This window comes from Bacteroidales bacterium (assembly GCA_021648725.1).
Taxonomy (GTDB): Bacteria; Bacteroidota; Bacteroidia; order Bacteroidales; family JAADGE01; genus JAADGE01.
In genome coordinates, this window is the sequence record JAKISF010000020.1 from 38,795 (window position 1) to 62,602 (window position 23,808).

Genomic DNA, 23,808 nt, shown 5'->3' on the forward strand with positions numbered 1-23,808 from the left:
ATTACTTTAACAATTTTTAACAAATTTAAGACTCTTTATTGGGCTGATAAACAGCAATGTACATTGACATTCTGCAAGTTTGTTAAAATATAGGTAAGAAGTTTTTTGGTAGCAACTATTTTTTTTCTTATGTTTGTATGATAAAATGAATTTTAATTGTTAACTAAAAATTGTTTGTTTATGAAAAAACTAATGCTATTATTTGCATTCTTTTCTATTTTAGGAATGCAGGTTTATGCTCAAAAAACAGTAACGGGTACAGTTACTGACGATGCCGGAGATGTACTTCCCGGAGCCAGTGTACTCGTAAAAGGAACAACGGTTGGCACCATGACTTTAGGTGACGGTACTTACTCAATTGATGTTCCTGAAGGATCTAACACTTTGGTGTTTTCGTACATAGCTATGGAAACACAAGAAGTTGCTATTTCCGGTGACGTAATAGATGTTACTCTAAAGCCTTCGAGTGAGGCATTGGAAGAAATCGTTGTAACAGCACTTGGAATAAGTAAAGACAAGAAATCTCTTGGCTATTCTGTCCAAAATGTAAGCGGAGATGAATTTACAAAAGCAAGAGAAACGAATATTGTAAACTCATTATCAGGTCAAATTGCAGGTGTCCAAGTTACAAATTCTTCAGGTGCAGTAGGTGCCTCTTCAAGAATTGTTCTTCGGGGATCAACCTCAATTACGGGTAATAACGAACCTCTTTTCGTTGTTGACGGTATTCCGATTAATAATTCGAATTATGGTTCTGCTGCCTCTTACGGGGGGTTTGATACTCCTTCAGGTGCTGCTGACATCAACCCTGACGATATTGAATCTATTTCTGTATTAAAAGGTGCAAATGCAGCTGCTTTATATGGTTCCAGAGCTGCAAACGGTGTAATTTTGATTCAAACTAAGACCGGGAAAGGTTCTAAAGGTCTTGGAGTTTCGTTCAATTCAGGTCTAACGGTTGAATCGCCTTTAATTTTGCCTGATTTCCAAAATTCATATGGTCAAGGTGCCAGCAATAATTTCTTTGAATTTATTGACGGACATACAGGAAGTGGTGCTGTTGACGAAAGTTGGGGAATGCCTTTAGATATTGGTTTGGAAGCTGTTCAGTTTACAACAAACGGAGCAAGTCCTGAGCCTTGGGTATCAGTTCCTGATAACATTAAGAATTTTTATGACTTAGGAATTACCCATAACGAAAACTTAGCTTTGACAGGAGGAAATGAAGATGCAAGTTTTAGACTTTCTGCTACAAACTTAATGCAAACCGGTATTGTCCCGAATACAGATTTTAACAGAATTACGTTAAACGGGTCGGCAACTGCGAATTTATCAGAAAAACTTTATGCAGGACTTTCTATAAACTATATTAAATCCGGAAGCGATAATTTACCGACTGTTGGTTATAACAATGAAAACCCTGTTCAACAAATGATATGGGCAGGAAGAAATGTTGATTTTACTCAATTGAGAGATTATGAAAACCTTCCGTTATCAGCAGATAATACTGCTGCAGCAGGAACACCTTTGAACTGGAATACGCGTTTTCAAAATAATCCATATTGGGTACTGAATACAAACTTAAACGGATTAAGTAAAGACAGACTTATCGGAAATGTTAAGATGGGTTATAAAATTACGGATTACTTAACGGCACAAGTAAGATCAGGTACTGACTATTGGTCATCTGTAACAACTCAACGAAAAGCCTTCGGTTCCAATGAATATCCTAACGGTTTTTATTCAGAAGTTTTCAGAACATGGTATGAAACTAACTCTGATGTTTTGATTATGTTTAATAAAGATTTATCTGAAGATTTAGTATTAGGTTTAAATCTTGGAGGAAATCAAATGAAAACAGTTTATAACCGTATTGTAGGGCAAGCCCCTCAATTAGAATTAAATGGCGTTTACAATCTTTCTAATGTAAAATCCGGTGTTACTGCCGTGCTTACAAACTATAATTCGGAAAGAAGAGTGAATAGTGTTTATTTTAACGGCTCTTTAGCGTTCCGAAATTATTTATTCTTAGAATTCTCAGGTAGAAATGATTGGTCAAGCGTATTACCTGTTGACAACAATTCTTTCTTTTACCCTTCTGTTTCTTTAAGTGCAGATGTAACTGAAATGGCTTCTATAAAATCCAATATCCTCTCTTACTTAAAAGTTAGAGGAAGTTATGCAATTGTTGGTGGAGACGGTGCTTTAGGCCCGTATGCATTAAGGCAAACATTTTCTTTCAGAACAGATCCTTGGGGAGATGTGTTGTTACCGTACAACGGAACAACTTTGAATAACCCGAACTTAGTGTCCGAAACTACGACATCTATGGAATTCGGTTTTGATGCTAGATTGTTCGGCGGAAGAGCAAATGTTGAATTCTCTTATTACAATTCAGAAAGTAAAGACTTACTTGTTCCTGTAGAAGTTTCTGCTTCAACAGGTTATTTGTCGGCATGGGATAATGTAGGAGAAATGAGTAATAGCGGAATTGAAATTCAATTCGGTGCAGATGTATTAAAAACAAAGGACTTTAATTGGCACGTAAATTTAAACTGGTCTAAGTATAACAATGAAGTAGTTTCATTAGGCGGATTAGAATCATTAACATTAGGCGGACAATGGAATATGTCATTACAAGCACGTCCGGGTATGCCTTACGGAGTAATCTTCGGATCTGTATATGCAAGAGATCCTGAAGGAAATATTATTTATAAAAACGGTTTACCTACTTTAGATGATGAGTATCAGGTAATAGGTAATATTCAACCTGACTGGACAGGCGGTATAAGTAATACAATTACTTATAAAGGAATTAGTGCCAGTGTTCTTATAGATGCTAAGATGGGTGGAGATGTTCACTCTATGACTACTACATGGGGACGATATGCGGGTATATTATCCGAAACTTTAGAAGGAAGAGAAACCGGAGTTGTCGGAGAAGGTGTAATTGATAACGGAAACGGAACATATAGTACAAATGATATTGTTGTAACAGCAGAAGCTTTTAATAAAGCTGCTTATTCAAACAATAATGTTGAAAGTTCTGTTTTTGATGCTTCTTATATTAAGTTAAGACAAGCAACTTTAGGCTATACATTACCTAAAAAATTATTGTCTAATTTACCAATCAGAGATTTATCTATTTCACTTGTAGGAAGAAATTTAGCTCTTCTTTATTCCAATATTCCTCATATTGACCCGGAAACTGCTTTTAGCAGTGCTAACGGTGAACAAGGTCAAGAATTTGGTCAGTTACCTTCAACAAGAAGTATAGGGTTTAATATTAACTTTAAATTTTAATTAATTATGAAAAAAATTATAGTATTTACATTATTTTTATCATCATTGTTATTTTCAACCAGTTGTGATAAAAATTTTGAAACAATAAATACCGATCCGAATAATCCGACAGAAATTGAGTCAGGATTATTAATTGCGGATGCTTTGAGAAACACCGGGAATGTTCTGTACAGTACATTTGTAGGTGGTGATATGGGCTCGTGTTGGTCACAGCAATGGGCAAAAGTTCAGTATAATGATGAAGAAAGATATATACCAAGAGAGAGTGTAATCGGAATGGTTTGGGATGGTTTATATGAAGACTTGGCATCCGATGCAAATATCATGTATAAACTGGCAGTTGCAGAAGAAAATACCAATATGCAAGGAGTTGCTTTAACAATGAAAGCTTATGCTTTTTCTTTGTTGACTGATTTATACGGAGATGTTCCTTTTACTGAAGCTTTAAGTACTGATGATGGTATACTTTCTCCGGCATATGATACTCAATCAGATGTTTATACCGGCATTCTTACGATGTTAGATGATGCTAATACACTATTTACAGTGGGAGAAGGTATAGTTAATTCATCTTCCGACTTAATGTATAACGGAGACTATATGAAATGGCAGAAGTTTGCCAATACTCTAAAATTTAGAGTGTTAATGAGAATGTCTTCAGTGTCAGATGTTTCAGCTCAGTTAGCAGATGTTTTAACCAGACCGGTTTTTACATCATCTTCTGATGAGGCTAAATTGCCTTACTTGAATTCTTATCCGAATGCAAATCCTATTTATGAAACAATTATTTTTGGTGTAAGAGATGAGTTTAAGGTAAGTGATGTTTTGGTAAATATGTTAGCAGGGGATAATGACCCGCGCTTGATGGTTTATGCTCAACCGAATGATGACGGTGATTATAGAGGAAAACCCGCAGGAATTTTTAATGTTCCTAATGCAGAATACGATTATAATAATGTTTCTCCTGTAGGAGAGCGTTACTTAGACCCTGAATTACCTGCATATTTCTTATCTTATGCTGAGTTTATGTTTCTAAAAGCTGAAGCAGCTCAAAAAGGATATATTTCAGGTACAACGGCTGACTTTTTTAATGCCGGTGTTACTGCATCAATGAATGAAAACGGAATATCAACATTCTCAATGCCGATATTATCTGTAACGGAAGCTACAGCTTTAGAGCAAATAGGGAATCAGAAATGGTTAGCTCTATATTGCCAAGGAGTTGAAGCATGGACTGAATGGAGAAGAACCGGATACCCGGTATTAACACCGGCTATTGAAGGTGCAATAGATGAAATTCCTTCAAGATATACTTATCCTTCTTCTGAACAATCTTTGAATGCAACAAATTATACAAATGCTGTTGCAAATCAAGGTGCTGATTTATTAACAACAAAAGTTTGGTGGAACAAATAAAATTTAGAATTATGAAATCAATAAAAAAATTATATTTTATACTTGCTGCTTTCTTATTATTTATAGGAGCATGTATTAACCCGGAAGATGTTACTCCTGTTCAAGAAGGAGGAGTGCTGCTTTCTATTGAAAATACAAGCGGCAAATTTTTAGGTTTACCCGAAACAGATGCGTTTCTGCCTTTAGATGTCGCTTTAGATTATGAACTGTATATTCCTAACGGAATAACTGCAGATGTTGCAAGCTATTCAATTGTAAAACGTTATAATACAACAGGTGTCGTTCAAAACGATGCAGGAGAAGATAGTACTGTAGTGGTATCAGGCGATTGGATTGTGGTTGCATCTGTAACTGAATTACCGTATGTATTAGCATATACAACTGAGGCTGAATTTTACGATGGATTAAATATTACATCTGCTGACTTAAAAGTCGGAGATACTTTTGATTTTTGGGTAAAAGTTATAAAGAATGACGGAACTGAGTATTTCCCTGCAGACAGCTACGGTATGTTTTCTGTTACGGTTAATTGTTTGTCTGACTTAGCCGCAACTTATGTGTTAGACGGTTTATATACCAGAACAAGTGCAGGTATTGTTAATCAACCGTTCCACAAAGATGCCGAAGTTATTTATGAAGTAGCTCCGGGTGAATACTTAACATCAAGTTCAGGGCACTGGGTTAATCCGGGTGATTTAGCTCCAGGAGATGACGGATTTTATTTCCAAGATGTATGCGGTTCGATTACTATGAAAGAGCAATACCTTGGCGGATATTGGGCAAATATTTTGTCCGGGACAGGTACAGTTGACGGAGCTACCGGAAACTTGCATTTTGAATATACTGTTTGTTACGGAGGAGATTGCAGAGAATATGTTGCTGATTATGTATTGGTAACGAAAGGAGCATTTTTTAAAGATAAAATAGAGGCTCAAAATATTCAAGCTAATAATGTTAAATAATTAATTTAAAATTTTAATAATATGAAAAATATAAAAATATTATCAATTTTTCTTATGCTTGTAATTGTTTTTGCGGGCTGTAAGAAAAAAGATGATTTTACCGGTCATTCGCAGCTAACTCCTACAAATCCTACAATTACAGTAGATTTAGGAACTATAACTGCTGCTAATGATGGTACTGAAAGTAGCCATACGATAACACTTAACATGGATGTAGCACAAATTGTTGATGTAGCTGTTCATATTTTAGTTCTCGAAGGCACGGCTACGGAGGACGTTGATTTCTCTTTAAGTACTAAAACAGTTATGATTCCTGCAGGAAAAACAACAGCAAGTTTTACTGTGAACTTTTTAACAGACGATGAGTTTGAACCGACAGAAACCTTTAAAATTCAGATTGGTGATGACAGAACAGCCAATGCTGCAATAACTCCGGTTACGGCGGATTTTACAATTGTAAATGCTGTATCTGATGATTTAGTTGTAGGTATGAGTTGGTCAAGTGCAAAAGAAGTTTATGATGTCAGCGGAGCTTTAATTTCTGCTACTGATTTAGCAGATTTAATTCTTTCTGTAACAGATGATGCCGGAAACGAAATTTATAGCTCTGACGGAGGTTCTTTTGAAGAAGTTACCATGATTGCAGCTGATGTACCTGATGGGTTATATTATGTAACTGTAGCATTTTATTCTGCTATGGATTTAGGAGACCAAGGAGATGTTGATTTAAATATATCATTGGATTTTATGCAATCAGGTGTATTTACTGCAACAAATGATTTTCCTTCTTTCTTCTCAATTTCAACAGCAACAACTTGTTCGGAAGGGTTTAGATTAATGGAAATTACAAAATCGGGAACAACTTGGACACTTGCAGAATATGTAGATCCTTTAGATGCGTTTATTGGTTCATACGGTGGAGTAGATGATTATATTTCCGCTTATTGGTCGAACAATCCATCGGAGATTTATACTACTGTATGCGGAACAGATTTATTACTGCATAAAATAAATACCAGGTTTATGGAAGATATATGGAGTGAAACAGTTGTAAGTTATGCACCGTTAGTAATTACCTTAAATCCTGATAATACAATTTCTATTGCTGATCAGTATTGTATGACTACTGACTATAATGGTACGTTATATGATTATGATATAATTAATGTATCAGGAACATGGACAGCAGAAGGTGTTCTTCATATAGAATATGAAATGGATCAAGGCGGATTTTGGGTTGCTGCCGCTCTTCAATCTTGGGGTTACGGAGCAAATGATTTCTTTGAAGCGGATGTTACAATCGGTACAAAGAACCTTGTATCTGTAAATACGAATAACAAACCTATTGAGAGAAAGAAAATTCAGTAATTTCTTTTAATAGATAATTTAAGTAAAAAAGAACTTGTCGATTTTCGGCAAGTTCTTTTTTGCTCAATAATTAGTATCTTTGTGTAAGATTTATTCTAAATGCCAAGACTAAGAAAAAATATTAAACCTACATTGTACGTAAAAAAAGGTGTAAAACAAGTAAATAAGCTTGATGAAGATGCTGTATCAAAATTTAGTCTGTCAAAAAAAAAGAACAATATCTCTGTTGATTCTTATGTAAAAGGAATTTTAAACGGGAATATTTCAATTTTAAGCCAAGCGATAACTTTAGTTGAAAGTGCGAAACAAGAGCACAGAGAATATGCTCAGAAAATTATTAACTCTTGTATTCCTTACAGCGGAAAATCTGTTCGTGTAGGTATTACCGGTGTGCCGGGTGTAGGAAAAAGCACTTTTATTGAAGCCTTAGGGGTGTATTTAATTGAAAGAGGAAATAAAGTTGCCGTGCTTGCAATTGACCCTTCAAGTGAGAAAACGAGAGGAAGTATTTTGGGAGATAAAACAAGAATGACTGAGTTAAGTTCTTGCAAAAATGCATTTATCAGACCTTCGCCTTCGAGCGGAACACTTGGTGGTGTTGCCCGGAAGACTGCTGAAACAATTGTGCTGTGTGAAGCGGCAGGTTATAATATTATTTTTATTGAAACGGTAGGAGTGGGGCAGTCAGAGATTGCGGTAAATTCAATGGTTGATTTTTTTCTGTTATTAATGCTTGCCGGTGCAGGCGACGAACTTCAAGGTATAAAAAGAGGGATAACGGAAATGGCAGATACAATAGTTATTAATAAAGCCGACGGTGATAATATTCAAAAATCTGAATTAGCAAAGACAGAATATAAAAATGCTTTACATTTGTTCCCGCGAACCGAATCGAATTGGCAGGCAGAGGTTAAAACAGCATCGGCAATAACAGGGAGCGGTATCTCGGATATATGGGATATTATTAAAAAATATGAATTGTTTACTAAAGAGTCAGGCTTTTTTGAAACAAAAAGAAACCGACAAGCCAAATACAGGATGTATGAAGCTGTGAATGAAGAGCTAAAATTACGGTTTTATAGTAATAACGTTGTCAGAAAAAAAATAAAAGAGTTAGAAAAAGAATTATTGTCGGGTAAAATAAGTCCTTATTTTGCTGCACAAACTCTTTTGGATTTATAACTTCATTCCGATAATAATTATATCATCTAATTGTTCCAAATCACCTTTCCATTTATTCAAGAATTTATCTAAGATATCTTTTTGTTCTGCCATAGTTTTATCTTGTATCGTCAGTAGTAATTCTTGGAACTTTCTTGATTTCAATTTTCTTCCGTTTTCTCCGCCGAATTGATCCATATAACCGTCGGAGAACATATAAACAGAGTCACCTTTGTTGTATTTAATAACATGATTGGTAAAGTCATCGTCCATTTTAAGATGAATTCCGATGGGCATTCTGTCTGCACTTATTTTTTTAATATTATAAACATTGTTTTCATCGGCAGAAATAATATATAAAGGATTATATGCTCCGGCATATTGAATTTCTTGTTTTTTAGTATCAATAACTGATATTGCCATATCCATTCCGTCTTTTGATTCTCCGTCTGTTTGGTGCAACGAATCAATAATTTTAGCCCTTAGTTTGTCTAAAATTTTTCCGGCTTCGGAAATTCGGTCTTTATTAACAATTTCATTTAAAAATGTAATACCCAGCATACTCATAAAAGCTCCCGGTACACCATGACCCGTGCAATCGGCTGCCGTAACTATTAATTTATCGTCAAACAATGTCATCCAATAAAAATCACCGCTTACTATATCTTTCGGTTTAAAATAAATAAAATAATCTTCAATATCTTGAACAAACATTTTTTTATCGGGTAAAATAGCATCTTGAATTCTTTGAGCATACTGGATACTGTCAGTTATTTCTTGTTTTTGTTTAAGTGCAATATCTCTTTGTTCGGTAATTAAGATGTTTTTTTCTTCAATCTCATCTCTTTGAGCCATAATTTCTTCATTGCTTTGTTCCAACTCAACTTTTTGTGATTCAATTTCTTGTTTTTGGGCTTCTAACAATTTATTTGCTTTTACTTTTCTGCGATAACTGAAAATTGAAATTACTGCAATAAGTAACATAAATAATACAAGTAATGACAAGCCGAGTTTTACGACAAAATCTTTTTTATCTTTTTCTTTTTGAATAGCTTCATTTTTTTCTTTCTCTATTCTTTCTTTTTCTTTTCTTATTTTTTCTTCTTGCTCAAAATCATATTGCATTCTTAATTCTGTAATCTCTTTTTCATTATTTTCATTAAAAATACTATCGTTAAGTGCCTTAAAAAGTACATGGTTTTCGTATGCTTTTTTATAATCTCCTGTTTTTGCATAATTTAAACTTAACCACTCAACAGCTTCTATTGAAGTATTAATGTCTGTTTTTTCAGATATTTCTTTTGCTTTTAATAAATACTCAATTGCTTTTTCATAATTTGATTGATAATAATAATATTCTCCTAGTCCGTTATAACAAAGAGCCAGCCCGGGAGCATGGTTCATGCTTTCATATATTTCAACACTTTTATCGAAATATTCTTTTGCTGAGTTATATTCTTTTTTCTTATTGTTAATATCACCTAAGTTGTAATATAAGCGTGCTATCATCGGAAAATAACCCATTTCTTCAAAAAGTTTTAATGCTTTTAAATAGTAATCATTTGAGAGGTCAAACTCTTTTTTTTCGGCATAAAAATTTCCTAAATTATTATTTACGTCAGCAATACCTTTAATGTTTTCGATGTCATTAAATATTTGTAATGCTTTATTGAAATTTTCAATAGCTTTTTCACTTTCGTTTTGTTCATCGTAAACTATACCTATATTCTGATATAACTGGGCAGTATTATTTTTATCGTCAATTTCTTCAAAGAACTTTAAACTTCTTAAATAAAACTCTAACGCACTTTTAAAATTACCTTGTTGTCTGAAATTATTTCCGAGATTTAAATTTGTTTTTGCAATACCTTCTTTGTCTTTAATTTCTTCATATATTTCAAGAGCTTTTCTGTAACTTTCTTCTGATTCCTTAATTTTTCCCGTATTTCTGTTAAAAATACCGATATTTACATAGCAAGCAGCAATTCCTTTTTTGTCGCCGATGATTTCATAAGTATCTCTGCTGTTGTATGATGCTTTATAAGCGTTTTCAACATCTCCGAACATAAAATGAATAATTCCGAGAGTTTTATAGACATCAGCCGTACCTTTTTTATAATCAATTTTCAGACTTAAAGTTAATGCTTGTTCTGCATAATTTTTTGCTTGCTCATTATCACGCCCTCTCATCATATTTGCAAGTTCACAAAGCGTATTAACTTTTACGGTATCAATTTGGGTAGTTTCAAGTACGGTTTTAAGGCTGTCAACCGGGTTTTGCTGTGCACTTATTAAATTAAAATTGAAAATAAAAAGTGCAAAGAACAGAAGTATTGAAGCAGTTTTTTTCATTTGTGTGTTTTAACAGAGTACAATCAGGGATTGTATAATTTTGACAACAACGAAATTAGAAATAATAATTACATTAAGCAATTTTTGTTGTGTTTTTAAATAAAAAAACCGACTCAAAAAGTGAATCGGTTATTTGTTATTCTGAAAAATTTTTAGTTTAATGTTACTTCAACAGTTACTCCGTTATTAGTAACTGTTATTGTTTTGTCGCAAGTTCCGTTACCGTAGTCTATTACGGAAGTTCCTTTATCGCTTTCTATTGTAACAGTTCCTGAAACAGGGTAACCTGCCGTGCAGCTTCTTTCAATTCTCACCTTATTATAAACAGAAGAATAACTTTTACCTTGACGGTTAATACCGGAAGCAGTTCCTGACATTTCAATAATGTTTGTAGAAATATTACCATCGCCAAATCCGCTTACAATTGTAAAAGTTTTATCGGAAGACCAGGAAATAGTTTTATTATCGGTAAAAGTTGCTGACATATTTTCTGCAACAACATTAATCTCAGGTCTTATATATGTTCCTCCGAATGTTGTAGTTATTTTCCCTTCAACTGCAATACCGTCTATTGTATAATTATCAAATGTGATAATAATATTTACAGCTCTGGCTCCGATATCAAGACGGGTATAGTTAATAATAAGAGAGCCGCTTCTTACAGACCCCAGATAATCACAATTGTTGAAAGTTAGTACAATTGTATCTGTCTGATTTCTATAAACATCAACACAAGCAGGAAGGGATGCTTTTCCTGTTCCGCCGGCTTCAGTATTTCCGACAGCAAATGCATCTGCCATAATATAACTTCCTCTGGCATCATCTTCAGCTGATTGAGCATCGGGATCAGGTTTTTCACAAGAAGCTAATGCAAATAATCCGAGTGCAAAGAACACACTTAAAATTTTAAATAAATTTGTTTTCATAATATGTAAAGTTTAATTAATAAAAGTTTTATATGTCTATCTTATAAGACTGCAAAAAAACAAAAAAGTTGTTTGAATCAGTATTTTTTATTCGAATATAAGAAATTTATCCGTAAAAGTAATGTTTTTTATGATGAATTATGTTATATTTTGATAAGTTTGTTGCGTTTAGTGAAACCGTAAATACCTATTTCTTATGAAAAATAATAATCTTTCGGTAAAAAACATTCTTAAAGAAATAAGAGCAAATGAAAACGGTCCTGCTGTTGATGCTATGGAAAGAATGGGTTTAAAGTACAGCAGAAATTTCGGTGTAAGCATTGCAGATTTAAAAAGAATAGCAACAAAATATAAATTCAATCATGAAATTGCCGATATGTTAAGAGAAAAAAACATAAGGGAAACGCGAATATTGGCAGAAATGATTGAAGATTCTAATTTAGTTTCGGAAGAAAAAGCAGATAAAATAGTTTCAAATATAGATACAAATGAATTGGCAGAGCAAAGTTGTTTGAACCTTTTTGAAAAACTTGATTTTGCGGATAAAAAAGCAGAGGAATGGATATTATCAGAACATAAATTTACTGTTGTTTGCGGATTTATTCTTTTTTCACGCATTGCTTTAAATGACAAAACAAAAAAGAATGATTTTTTTATAAAAGCAATAAGTGTTGCTGAAAACTCTGTAAATAACGAAAGTGTTTTTATTAGAAAAGCAATTGCAAGAGCTTTAAGGCAAATTGCTTTAAGAAATAATAATTTGAAAAAGCAAGTTCTGGAACTTACTAACAAAATAAAAAAAACCGGCAACGAATATTCAAAGTTAATTATCGAAGAGGTTGAAATGTTGATTGATTTTTAATGTGCTGTAGTCATCATAAAATCACTTAAGATTTATTTTTTTATCAATTTGATATTTATTTCTGTCTTGTGAGGTTCTGGAAACTAAATCAGCCAATAAACCTGTTAAAAATAGTTGTGTTCCGAAAATAATTGCCAGCAAACCCAAGAAAAATAACGGTCTTTCTGTCATGGAATATTGTTGCCAAAATAATTTTGCTATTGATAAATAGATTAAAATAACAAAACCTGCAAAAAAGCTGAAAGAACCTATTGTTCCGAAGAAGTGCATCGGGCGTTTTGCAAATTTTGTAATGAAAGTTATGGAAAGCAAATCAAGAGGGCCGTTAATAAATCTGCTAAGCCCGAATTTTGTTTTTCCGTATTTTCTTTCCTGATGTTTTACAACTTTTTCATCAATCTTTTTAAATCCGGCTTGCTTAACAAGTATAGGAATATAACGATGCATTTCACCGTAAACTTCAATGCTTTTTACAACTTTGTTTTTATAAGCTTTAAAACCGCAATTAAAATCATGCAATTTTAATCCGCTGACTTTTCTTGCAATGAAGTTAAAAAACTTACTCGGTAAATTTTTACTGAACAGCGGGTCGTAACGTTTCTTTTTCCAGCCCGAAACTAAATCAAAGCCGTCTTCTTTAATCATTTTGTATAGTTCGGGAATTTCTTCCGGATTGTCTTGTAAATCGGCATCCATTGTAATTACGACTTCGCCTTTTGCAACGGAAAAACCTTCGTGTATTGCTGCGGATTTTCCGTAATTCTTCATAAACTTAATGCCTTTAATATTACTATTTTCAGAAGACAGTTTTTCAATGATTTCCCAAGATGAGTCAGTACTTCCGTCGTCAATCATAATTATCTCATAAGAAAATGAATTTTCATTACAAACCTTGGAAATCCAACCGCATAGTTCCGGTAAAGATTCTTCTTCGTTAAGTAATGAAATAACTACGGAAATATTTGTCATTGCCTTTAATTTTAATCTCAATTATTGTCCAAAAATAGATATAAGAATGTATAAAAAGAAAAAAATAAGTTCTTTTTTACATAAAAGATTAAAATTTAAAGAATTAAGGTATAAAATTTGAATAAGTGTTATCGGACAGATGAAATTATACTTATTTTAAATTACAAAAAAAGAATAAAAGCGAAAGAAACAATGGCAAGTAAACTGAAAGTAATCGAAAGTAACAGGGTTATAGGCGGGTATTCCTTATCTGTGAGAGATAACTGGGTTTATAAAATAAAAAAAGTTCACCTTTCTGAAACTGAAAAAGATAAATATTTAGAAGATTTCGGAGAAGTGATTATTACTTTCGAGGAATTTTTCGAATGGTATAAGTCTTTAAAAAAACAAACTAAAAACTTTTAAGTGTATTATTATTTATAATTCCGCAATTAAATATTCCGGTTTTATTTCCCTCTTTTTTTCAGAAGCACCTTAAATTTCGACCAATTTGGTCACTAAAAATACGTATTCTAAATAAACTTATACGTATTCTAAATAATAGCTGTCTTTTTGTATATTGTTTTATGAAAAGATTGTATATTTGGAAGTGTTATTTGATTATACTAACAATAAAACTACGAAAAAATGAAAAAAATTACAATTCTCACACTATTATTAGGAGTACTCGTATTTACTAATACAACTTCTTTTTCGCAAGTCTTAATTTCAGGAAGTACAGGTACACCTGACCCTTCTGCAATGTTGGACATTGAGTCAACATCAAAGGGATTATTAATCCCGAGAATGACAACTGCACAAAGAAACTTGATTGCTTCGCCGACACAAGGCCTATTAGTTTTTGATAAAGATATAGGAAGCTTCTTTATTTTCGGTAAAAACTATGAAGGAAAGCTCGGCTGGATTGATTTGTCTTCAGATGCAGGTTTGTGGACGAAAACCGGAGCTACGGTTTACTTAACTAATTCAACCTATAATGTCGGTGTAGGAACATCAAGTCCCTCCGGCAACTTTGTTGTTCAGGCAAACAGCGGCGACCTTACTGATGCAGATGTTTTGTTTGAGGTAAAAGATAAATTCGGAAAAACAATATTTGAAGTAACTTCTGCAGGTGTAAAAGCTTATGTTAAAGATCCGACAAAAGCTGTTTCCGGAGGTTTTGCGGTAGGTAAATACGGAGCTGCAAAAGGAGTCGGAGATCTGTTTTTAGTAACATCAGACAGCACACGTGTTTATACCGATGCAAATGCAAGTATCTCCGGCGGTTTTGCGGTAGGTAAATACGGAGCAGCCAAAGGACAAGCTTTCAAATACTTCTTTACACATTCCGACAGCACACGTATTTATACTGATACCGGAGCAAAAGCTGTTTCCGGCGGTTTTGCGGTAGGTAAATACGGAGCTGCAAAAGGACCTATTAATAACTATATGCACATGACTAAAAATAATTATTTGGTCGGGCACAGTTCCGGTAAGGATATGACAACCGGTTTATACAACTTATTTTTCGGTTTTGAAAGCGGTTTTATGAATACAACCGGTACCGATAATGTTTTTATCGGTTATCAAAGCGGTTATTCAAACTTAATCGGTAATGATAATGTTTTTATGGGTAATGCTTCCGGTTTTTCCAATACAACGGGTTATAACAATGTTTTTATCGGGAAATTAGCAGGAACAGCAAATACAGGCGGATGGAGCAATACTTTTGTAGGAGAAAATTCAGGATCAAGTAATACAACCGGTAATTTTAATGCATTTTACGGGTACCAAGCAGGAAAAGGTAATGTTGACGGATTAGACAATGTTTTTATAGGATCGTATGCCGGTTTTACAAACACAACAGGCGATAATAATGTGATGATAGGAAAAGATGCCGGGCGAACTTCTAACGGAACTTCCAATGCATTTATAGGAGAAGGAGCCGGCTATTACAGTACGGGTTCAAATAACTTTTACGGAGGTTACAATGCGGGGCGTTCAACAGCGGGTTCCGGTTCCGGTTCTAATAATGTGTTTTTGGGTAACTACAGCGGATATTATAATTCAACAGGAAACTACAATGTTTTTTTGGGGTATTTTACGGGGGTGTACAATACCACAGGAGTAAACAATGTATTTATCGGACCTTTTTCAGGGTACAGAAATGTTTCGGGAGGTTATAACCTAATGATGGGATATCAAGCAGGTTACAGTAATGATACATCATATAATGTTTTCGCAGGAAGTTATGCCGGGTATTCAAATGTGAAAGGTACGCATAATGTTGCATTAGGATACAATTCCGGAAGATTGGCAGTATTAGGAGACAATAATGCACTGATGGGTTACCAAAGCGGATATAATGCCGATAATGCCGATAACAGTATAATGCTCGGATCCTATGCCGGATATAATGCCGATAACAGTACAAACAGTATATTAATAGGTTCATCAGCAGGTTATAATAATAATGCTGCAAATAATACTTTTGTAGGTACGGATGCAGGTTATGATAACACAACAGGAAGAGAAAATATATTTATGGGTTACCGTGCCGGATATAATAATACAACAGCATCAGATAATATTTTCATGGGTAACAGTTCAGGCTTTACCAACACAACCGGAGATAATAATATTATGGTAGGAAAGCAAGCCGGGTATCTTAATACAATAGGGCACAGAAATGTTTTTATGGGAGAAGCATCTGCATATAACAATACCTCAGGTGTGAGAAATGTTTCTATCGGGTATTTTTCAGCATATTACATGAACACAGGTGCAGATAATGTTATACTGGGTGCTTATGCAGGTCAAAGAAATGAAACAGGAAGTTTTAATGTTATTTTAGGAAGCAGTGCAGGTACCAATGCAACATTAAATGATAATAATGTAGTTTTGGGTTATTACAGCGGATTTAATGCCGATAACAGCTCAAACAGCATAATGATAGGCACAAGAAGCGGATATAATAACAATGCCGAAAATAATGCTTTTATAGGTACGGAAGCCGGACGTTTTAATACAAGCGGTACAAAAAATGTATTTATGGGTTATCGTTCAGGCTATACTAATACAGGAGGAGAAAAAAATATTTTTATAGGAAATACGGCAGGATACCTAAATGCAAACGGAGACAGAATAATTTGTATCGGCGACAGCTCCGGCGTAAACAATACTGCAAGTAATAACGTATTTATCGGAGCAAATGCCGGAAGAGATAATACTTCGGGTAATAATAATTTATTTATAGGAAACGATGCAGGTGCTGAGAATATTACAGGAATGTCAAATACATATTTGGGTTGGGGTGCAGGTCTTAACAATAACGGTAATGATAATGTTATGGTAGGTTTTTGGGCAGGTTTGGCAGCTACAAGCTCTACCAGGAACTTATATCTTGGGCAAGGTGCAGGTGTTTGGAACACAGGAAGTAATAATATCTTTTTGGGTTATCTGACGGGAGGAAACAATAACACTTACGAAAGAAACATTATTATAGGAAACGAACTTAACACTAACAGAAGCAATACATTAAAAATTGATGCAAGCAGCAGTATTGATCCCTTAATTTACGGTGAGTTTGATAATGATTTTATACAGTTTAATGCTAATGCAAGAATTGTTAACGATAATAATGCAGTAGCCCAAAAAGGTTTGGTTATTGATACCGACGGAGAAAATACAGATATACCTTTCAGAATAAGAACGGTGTCTGACCCTTCAACAACAAGTTTTACTGATGCCAATACAAAATTTGTTGTTGCCGGGAACGGTGATGTCGGTGTTAACATACAAACTCCTGCATACAGATTAGATGTAAAGGAAGATGCAACTACTTATATTGCCAGGTTCCATAACGACGGAGGTGATACTCATAGATATGGTATAAGAATATGGGCAGGGCATGATTTAGCTTCCGGTACCGGTTATTCTGATATTATTTACATGAATTGCGGCGACGGTGACGGCACGTGGGTAGGTTCAATTTACGGGAACAACGGAACTTTACTTATGAACGGGAAATCTGCAAGTTACGGAAAAAGCCTCGGAATTAAAGAAAGCAATAAAGGTTTAAATATTATAACTAAGCTTCAAGTTGTTGATTATGATTATGATTCAAAAACCGGGATATCAAAAACCGGATTTATCGGAGAAGAAGCAATTAAAGTATTGCCGGGAATGGTAAGATATGAAGAAGAAGCCGATGAATACGGTGTTGCACATTCTGTATTAGTCCCTGTTTTGACAAAAGCAATTCAAGAGCAACAATCAGAAATTGAACAACTAAAACAACAAATTCAAGAATTAAGAGACTTAATAAATAACAAATAAATTCATTTAAAATAAAATTACTGTTTAGTAGTTTTGCAGTAATTTGTGTAGTTTTTTTTCATAGAGTTTATCCCGCTGAGAAGCGGGATTCTTTTATTCTAAATAATATATGAAGTCTTTTTTAATGATTAGTTTTTAGTCTAAAATTATATGTTGGTACTTTTACGGCAGTTTAATTAAAAAAACTTATGATATCACAAAAAGAATTAAAGAGCTTTCTTAACGAAAAATATGATTTGTATAATCGCCCTTCATTTATAGAATCAGACCCGATACAGATTCCTCACGGTTTTACCGAAAAAGAAGATATTGAAATAATTGCATTCTTATCTGCTCAAATTGCATGGGGAAACAGAAAAATGATTATCCGTAATGCAAATAAAATTGCAGAAATAATGAAAAATAATCCGTATGAATTTTTATTAAACTTAACCGGCAAAGAATTAAAAAATATTAATGATTTTAAACACAGAACATTTCAATTTATTGATTTCAAATATTTTTTGGTTTCGCTTAAAAATATTTATTTAAAGCACGGAGGATTAGAAAAAGTTTTTACAAAAGGATATAAAATTGATAATACAATTTTTTCGTCAATAAAGTATTTCAGAGAAATATTCTTTGAATTACAACATGAAAAAAGAACAGAAAAACATATTGCAAATGTTGAAAAAAAATCTGCTGCAAAGCGAATTAATATGTTTTTAATGTGGATGGTAAGAAATGATAACAGAGGTGTTCATTTCGGTATTTGGAATAAAATTCCTGCATCGGGTTTACAAATTCCGCTTGACGTTCATGTTGGTAATACGGCACGGGCATTAGGTATTTTAAAAAGAAAACAAAACGATTGGAGAGCCGTTGAAGAACTTACGAGGAATTTAAAAAAGTTTGATAAGTCAGACCCTGTTAAATATGATTTTGCTTTATTCGGACTCGGTGTTTTTGAGAAGTTCGGGAAATAAATTTTTTGAATTAGGCATTTAGATAATACTTGTAATTTATTGCTTATCAATAGTTCTTATTTTTCCTTTGCGGTGCTTTGCGTAATCTCTGCGTTCTTTGCGTGAAATAAATCTGATTCAATCATATTTAGAACCCTTGAAATCGCAACAAATTAGATGAAATTTAGGTTCTATACAATTTCTCATTCTATATTACTTAAGTGCCTAATTTAATAAATTTTTTTAACTTAGTTTGCTGAGAACTTTTAATAACAGCTCTTTTTTTCTTACCGAAACCGGAACAACAGATTTGTCTTTCATTATAACTTTTCCTGATTTTCTTTTATCAAAACGTTCTATGTGAAATATGTTAATTAAGTGCGATCTGTGAACTCGTATGAAAATTGTTTCAGGCAATAAATTTTCATATTCTTTTAATGTTTTTGACATTAGTAACTTTTTACTGTTATTTAAAAAAAAACAAGTGTAGTTATTGTCAGATTCGCATCTTATTATATCTTCTAATCCGACAACATGAATGCTCTCAGCGGTGTTGAGTACCAGCTTTATAGACTTGCTGTTTGTTTCTTTAAAATTGTTCAAAAATGTATCTATCTTGATTTTATTTTTTTCGTTTTCCGTTTCGTTTATTGCTTTATTAACAGCACTTATAAATTCATTTGTGTTTATGGGTTTAAGAATATAATCTAACGCACTGAATTTAATTGCTTTTAAAGCATGCTCTTGATGAGCCGTAATAAAAATAACTTTAAAATTGTAGCTTGTAAGTTTGTTTAATAAATCAAAACCGGTTCCGTCGGGCATATCAACATCCAAAAAAATAAACTGAGGTTTAATTCCGGAAATTGTTTCAATACCGGATTTAACATCTTCGGCAACCTCGATGCTGAAATCAGGATAATGTGTTTTTAACAGATTAAAAACAGCATCTCTTGAAATTTTTTCATCATCTACAATTACGGTTTTTATGTGTTTAAAACTCTTCAATATGAGGTATTTTAAAACTAATTTTTGTTCCTTTTTGTTCAGTATTCAGCTTATTTAAATTCAGAACTTCTAAGTTAATGTTTTTTTTGTGTTTCTTTCCGATAATTAAACTAAGTCTTTCTTTTGTAATTTGAATTGCTAATGATTGATGATTAGTTTTATTTGTATGTGTTTTGTTAATTCCTTTACCGTTGTCTTGAATTGATACTGAAATATAATTATTTTCTGAAATAAACGAAATAATCAGTTCAGGACTCTTAATGTCTTTTGTAAAGCCGTGTTCAATGGCATTTTCAACAAAAGGTTGAACTAACATCGGAGGTATTAATGTATTTTCTTTATCAATATTATCGGATATTTCTATTTTATATGTGAATTTATTATTAAATCTCAACATTTGAAAACCTATGTAATATTCAAGTATTTCTATTTCTTTATTTAAACAAATTAAGTTCTTTCTTGAGCTTTCTAAAATCATTCGCATTAACTTAGAAAAATTTGACATATATAAAACTGATTTTTTCAAGTCGTTTTTATTCATAAAACTTTCAATAGCAAATAACGCATTAAAAATAAAATGCGGATTCATTTGAATTCTCAGTAACTTTTGCTCAACTTCTATTGTCTTTTTATTTGTTCGCAGTTTATACCTGTTATAAAGTAAGAAAAAGAGAAGTATCGAGAAAAGTAAAAGAATAACAAGCCCGATAAGAAGTATTTGTCTGTTTCTGTTCTCTTTATTTAATAATTCTTCATTTTTTTTCAACAGTTCAATTTCTTGTTCTTTTTGTGCTGTTTCATATTCTATTTCTAATTGAGAAAAACGTTCATTACTTTCTTTATTAAAAATACTGTCACTGTAAGTTTTTAAGAGTTTGGAATAATGATAAGCATTTTTATAATCTTTAAGGCTGTCATAACAAGATTTGTATGTTGTGCTTAAAATAGATAAATGATGATAGTTGTTTTCTTCCGAAGCAATGTTAAACCCGCTGTCTAAATATAATATCGCTTTTTTATAAAGTTTTAATTTTAAGTTGTTTGATGCTATAAAGCTGAATGAACTGATTATGTCAATCTTAGCGTTAAGGTCTTTATAAACCTTTAAAGCATTTTTTTCTTCATTAATAGCTGTTTTATATTGTTTCTTGAAACTTAGAATTCTCGAAACACCGCTTATACACTTAGCATAATTTAATAAGTTATTTGTTTCTTTAAAAATCTCGGAAGCTTTCTCATAATTATCAAGAGCAAAGTCATAACGTTCTGTATTATAAAATACAACGGCAATATTCATTAAAGATAATGCAATGCCGATTTCCAAGTTCAGTTTTTCAAAATTTTCTTTTGATTTTTCGTAATAAGGCAATGCTTTTTCATAACTTTTCATATAAACATATAAGTTACCTATTGCCCCGTTTGCTGTTGCAATTGTTTTTATGTCTTGTTTTTTTTCGGCAATTATTGCAACATAAGTAAACAGCTCTATCGCTGTTTCATACTCTCCTACATACATGTGAGAATTCCCTAAATTCCCTGATCCTGAAATAATAAGCGAAGTGTCTGAAATTTCTTGTGCAATTTGAATTGTTTTTCGTAAATTTTTTTTTGCCGAACTGATATTGCCTCGTTCATTTTCAAGAATTCCTTTTTGTTGCAGAAATATAGCCTGATGTCTCAAATCGTTTTCATATACAGATAAATCTAATCCGTAGTTTAGATAATATTCGGCACTGTCCGGTTTAGAATAAATATATATATTTGACAGTTTTAAACAGGCTTCAATTTTTTCCTCTGTATTTTCCGTTTGCAGAATATTTATTAAACTGTCTGTATTTTGTCCCGACAGAAAATGATTTGAAAAAAATAAAATTGAAATTAAGATTGCAGTTTTTTTTCTCAAAACATTAAGGTTTTTATTCTACGGCAAATATAATTGAAAAAAATTAATAGAGAATATTATGTAATTAATAAAAAGTATAATTATTATTGCTTTTTTATTTTTACCATTTTAATTTGAAACTTTTATTTACATATACTTTACTGTTATTAAGTTTGCTTTCTTGGTCACAATCGAAGAAAGACAGTCTTATTAATATAATTTCTCATACAAATGATAATTTTGTTATTGCAGAAACATGTTATAAATTATCAAAAGAGTATGATAATATTGAGAAAGATGATGTTTTAAAGTATATAGAAATAGGAATTATTGCTGCAAAAAAAATAAAAAACTATAGCCTGATTGCAGATTTATATTTTATGAAAGCTATTTTGCATGATTACTATGAAGAATGGGATATTTCAAAGAATATATATTATAAATCAGCAAAATTTTATCAACTTGTAAACGATTCTGTCAATGTGGGAAAATGCTATATAAATACAGGAGTTACACAATACTGTGACGGGAATTATGAACAAGCTGTTAATGATTACAATAATGCCGTAAAAAACCTTATAAACAGCAATGAATTTGAGAACATTGCAAAAGCATATAATAATCTTGCTTTAGTGTATAAAGCTCAAGGGAACTATAGGGATGCAATTAACACCTATATCCGAAGTTTAAAAATTAAAGAAAAAATCGGAGATAAACCGGGTTTGGCAAATACATATCAAAATATAGGAGTTTTGTTTTGGGAGCAGGAAAACTTCAATATGGCTTTAAATAATTACTATAAAGCTGCAAATATTTTTGAAGAATTAAAAGATACTGTCGGACTGGGAAGTATATTCGGAAATATAGGGCTAATTCATAAAGACAGAAATGATACGGCAAAAGCAATGAAATATTATAATGAATCTATAAAATTGTTAACAAAAACTAATTATATTAAAGGACTGGCATCTGCAATTTTAAATAAAGGCGTAATAATTGATGAAACAGGAAATTTTGAATTATCGGAACAATATTTTTTAAAATCTTTAGGGTTGTGTGAAAAAATTAATTATTATACAGGAATTATGATTAACAAGGTAAGTTTAAGCCGGATTTATTCTGTCAGAGGAGAGCGTAAAAAGAGTTTAAGGTATGCCGAGGAAGCTATGAAAATTGCCGAAAAAAGTAATTCACTAAAATACTTATCTGAACTGTATTTACTTCTTTCAAAAAATTACATTGATGTCGGGCAATATAAGTCGGCTTATAACTTTTTAAGTAAGTATCATACAATTAAGGATTCTCTGTTTACATTAGAAAAAAACAAACAAATAACCGAAATCCAAACAAAGTATGAAACTGATAAAAAAGAAGCCAAAATTATTCTGCTTGAAAAAGAATCTGAAATTAAAAATCTTGAAATAGAAAAAAACAATAAAAGGCTTCAAAATATAAGCATAACATTAATTTTAACATTAGGCTTTTTGGTAATACTGGTAATTATTTTACTGCAGAAAAGAAAGGCATATTTATTATTAGTTGAACACAATATAGAATTAGCAAAAAAAGATATTGAAAACGAAGAGAAAATAAAAAAGCAAACACATAAATCCTTAGATAATATTGGGCTTAAAGAAAAATATTCCGACTCACAGTTAAGCAAAATACAAAAAAGAGAGTTGTTAGAAGACATAGTAATTTTAATGGAAGAAGAAAAATTCTTTCTAAATACGGGATTTACCGTAAATGATTTTGCAAAAAAATTAAAAACAAACAGAAATTATATTTCTCAGGTTATTAATGAATATTTTAATACAAACTTCAATAACTTCATTAATGAATACAGGGTAAAAGAAGCACGTAAACTATTAATAAATGAAGAGTATAAGAATTATTCTATTGAAGGAATTGCTTTAACCGTTGGGTTTAATACGAAAGCAACTTTTAATTCGGCATTTAAAAAGTTTACCGGAGTTACGCCTTCATTTTTCCAAAAAAACACCAAAAATATTGAAACTGATTTATAGTTTTGATTTTAATTAAAACCTTTTTGTTGTACAAATTGCTCAATTTTTACACGAAAAAATTGATACTGCAACACTTATTATATATGTTTGTTTTAATCGTACAATTTTAATTTTAAAACTACTATGAAAAAAAACAAAATTTTAAAAATGCTGATTACCGGGATAATCTTTTTCTCAATACACCTTTCATCTTATTCACAAGTGCTGATATCAGGAAGCACAGGAACACCAAACAGTTCTGCAATGCTTGACATTGAGTCAACCTCAAAAGGATTATTAATCCCGAGGATGACAACCGCTCAGCGAACCGG

16 protein-coding genes are annotated in these 23,808 nt (G+C 32.3%); 11 read left to right on the top strand and 5 right to left on the bottom strand.

The window, feature by feature from the left end:
* Positions 1–180: 180 nt before the first annotated feature.
* From L3J35_08755 to meaB, 5 genes are all read left to right on the top strand, one after another.
* Positions 181–3,303, top strand: coding sequence for a SusC/RagA family TonB-linked outer membrane protein (locus tag L3J35_08755; GenBank protein ID MCF6366277.1), 3,123 nt, complete (start codon positions 181–183; stop codon positions 3,301–3,303).
* Between the two features lie 6 nt (positions 3,304–3,309).
* Positions 3,310–4,719 carry a SusD/RagB family nutrient-binding outer membrane lipoprotein gene (locus tag L3J35_08760; GenBank protein MCF6366278.1) on the top strand — a complete coding sequence of 470 codons (1,410 nt, stop codon included), beginning with the start codon at positions 3,310–3,312 and terminating at the stop codon, positions 4,717–4,719.
* A gap of 11 nt (positions 4,720–4,730) precedes the next feature.
* The gene (locus tag L3J35_08765) at positions 4,731–5,681 is read left to right on the top strand and encodes a hypothetical protein (protein ID MCF6366279.1); all 951 of its coding nucleotides are present in this window, start codon (positions 4,731–4,733) and stop codon (positions 5,679–5,681) included.
* 21 nt (positions 5,682–5,702) lie between these two features.
* Positions 5,703–7,049 (top strand): hypothetical protein, encoded by a 1,347-nt coding sequence (locus tag L3J35_08770; GenBank protein ID MCF6366280.1) that lies wholly within the window; start codon positions 5,703–5,705, stop codon positions 7,047–7,049.
* Positions 7,050–7,148: 99 nt separating this feature from the next.
* Positions 7,149–8,231, top strand: a complete 1,083-nt coding sequence (gene meaB, locus L3J35_08775; protein MCF6366281.1) for a methylmalonyl Co-A mutase-associated GTPase MeaB — start codon at positions 7,149–7,151, stop codon at positions 8,229–8,231.
* On the opposite strand, the gene L3J35_08780 is transcribed toward meaB, so the two are convergent.
* Positions 8,226–10,562 (bottom strand): tetratricopeptide repeat protein, encoded by a 2,337-nt coding sequence (locus tag L3J35_08780; protein ID MCF6366282.1) that lies wholly within the window; start codon positions 10,560–10,562, stop codon positions 8,226–8,228. The genes meaB and L3J35_08780 overlap by 6 nt on opposite strands.
* A gap of 152 nt (positions 10,563–10,714) precedes the next feature.
* Positions 10,715–11,488, bottom strand: a complete 774-nt coding sequence (locus tag L3J35_08785) for a hypothetical protein (GenBank protein ID MCF6366283.1) — start codon at positions 11,486–11,488, stop codon at positions 10,715–10,717.
* Between the two features lie 196 nt (positions 11,489–11,684).
* On the opposite strand from L3J35_08785, the gene L3J35_08790 reads away from it, so the two are divergent.
* A complete protein-coding gene (locus tag L3J35_08790; protein ID MCF6366284.1) occupies positions 11,685–12,350 on the top strand; it encodes a DNA alkylation repair protein in 666 nt (221 codons plus the stop codon).
* A gap of 21 nt (positions 12,351–12,371) precedes the next feature.
* On the opposite strand, the gene L3J35_08795 is transcribed toward L3J35_08790, so the two are convergent.
* A complete protein-coding gene (locus L3J35_08795) occupies positions 12,372–13,319 on the bottom strand; it encodes a glycosyltransferase family 2 protein (protein MCF6366285.1) in 948 nt (315 codons plus the stop codon).
* Between the two features lie 192 nt (positions 13,320–13,511).
* Between L3J35_08795 and L3J35_08800 the strand changes: the two genes are divergently transcribed.
* The 3 genes from L3J35_08800 to L3J35_08810 all read left to right on the top strand — a co-directional run bounded on the left by L3J35_08800 (position 13,512) and on the right by L3J35_08810 (position 18,601).
* On the top strand, positions 13,512–13,724 hold the full coding sequence (locus L3J35_08800) for a hypothetical protein (GenBank protein ID MCF6366286.1): 213 nt from the start codon (positions 13,512–13,514) through the stop codon (positions 13,722–13,724).
* A gap of 222 nt (positions 13,725–13,946) precedes the next feature.
* Positions 13,947–17,636: a tail fiber domain-containing protein gene (locus tag L3J35_08805; GenBank protein MCF6366287.1), complete on the top strand. Its 3,690-nt coding sequence runs from the start codon at positions 13,947–13,949 to the stop codon at positions 17,634–17,636.
* A gap of 188 nt (positions 17,637–17,824) precedes the next feature.
* Positions 17,825–18,601, top strand: a complete 777-nt coding sequence (locus L3J35_08810) for a TIGR02757 family protein (protein ID MCF6366288.1) — start codon at positions 17,825–17,827, stop codon at positions 18,599–18,601.
* Between the two features lie 222 nt (positions 18,602–18,823).
* Here the strand turns inward: L3J35_08810 and L3J35_08815 are convergent, their stop codons facing one another.
* On the bottom strand, positions 18,824–19,588 hold the full coding sequence (locus tag L3J35_08815; protein ID MCF6366289.1) for a LytTR family DNA-binding domain-containing protein: 765 nt from the start codon (positions 19,586–19,588) through the stop codon (positions 18,824–18,826).
* Positions 19,575–21,491 carry a tetratricopeptide repeat protein gene (locus tag L3J35_08820; GenBank protein MCF6366290.1) on the bottom strand — a complete coding sequence of 639 codons (1,917 nt, stop codon included), beginning with the start codon at positions 21,489–21,491 and terminating at the stop codon, positions 19,575–19,577. Before L3J35_08820 ends, L3J35_08815 begins: the two co-directional genes overlap by 14 nt.
* A gap of 113 nt (positions 21,492–21,604) precedes the next feature.
* Between L3J35_08820 and L3J35_08825 the strand changes: the two genes are divergently transcribed.
* Both L3J35_08825 and L3J35_08830 read left to right on the top strand, forming a co-directional pair.
* The gene (locus tag L3J35_08825; protein ID MCF6366291.1) at positions 21,605–23,497 is read left to right on the top strand and encodes a tetratricopeptide repeat protein; all 1,893 of its coding nucleotides are present in this window, start codon (positions 21,605–21,607) and stop codon (positions 23,495–23,497) included.
* Positions 23,498–23,620: 123 nt separating this feature from the next.
* The coding region (locus L3J35_08830; GenBank protein MCF6366292.1) for a hypothetical protein at positions 23,621–23,808 on the top strand (188 nt) is incomplete at its 3' end.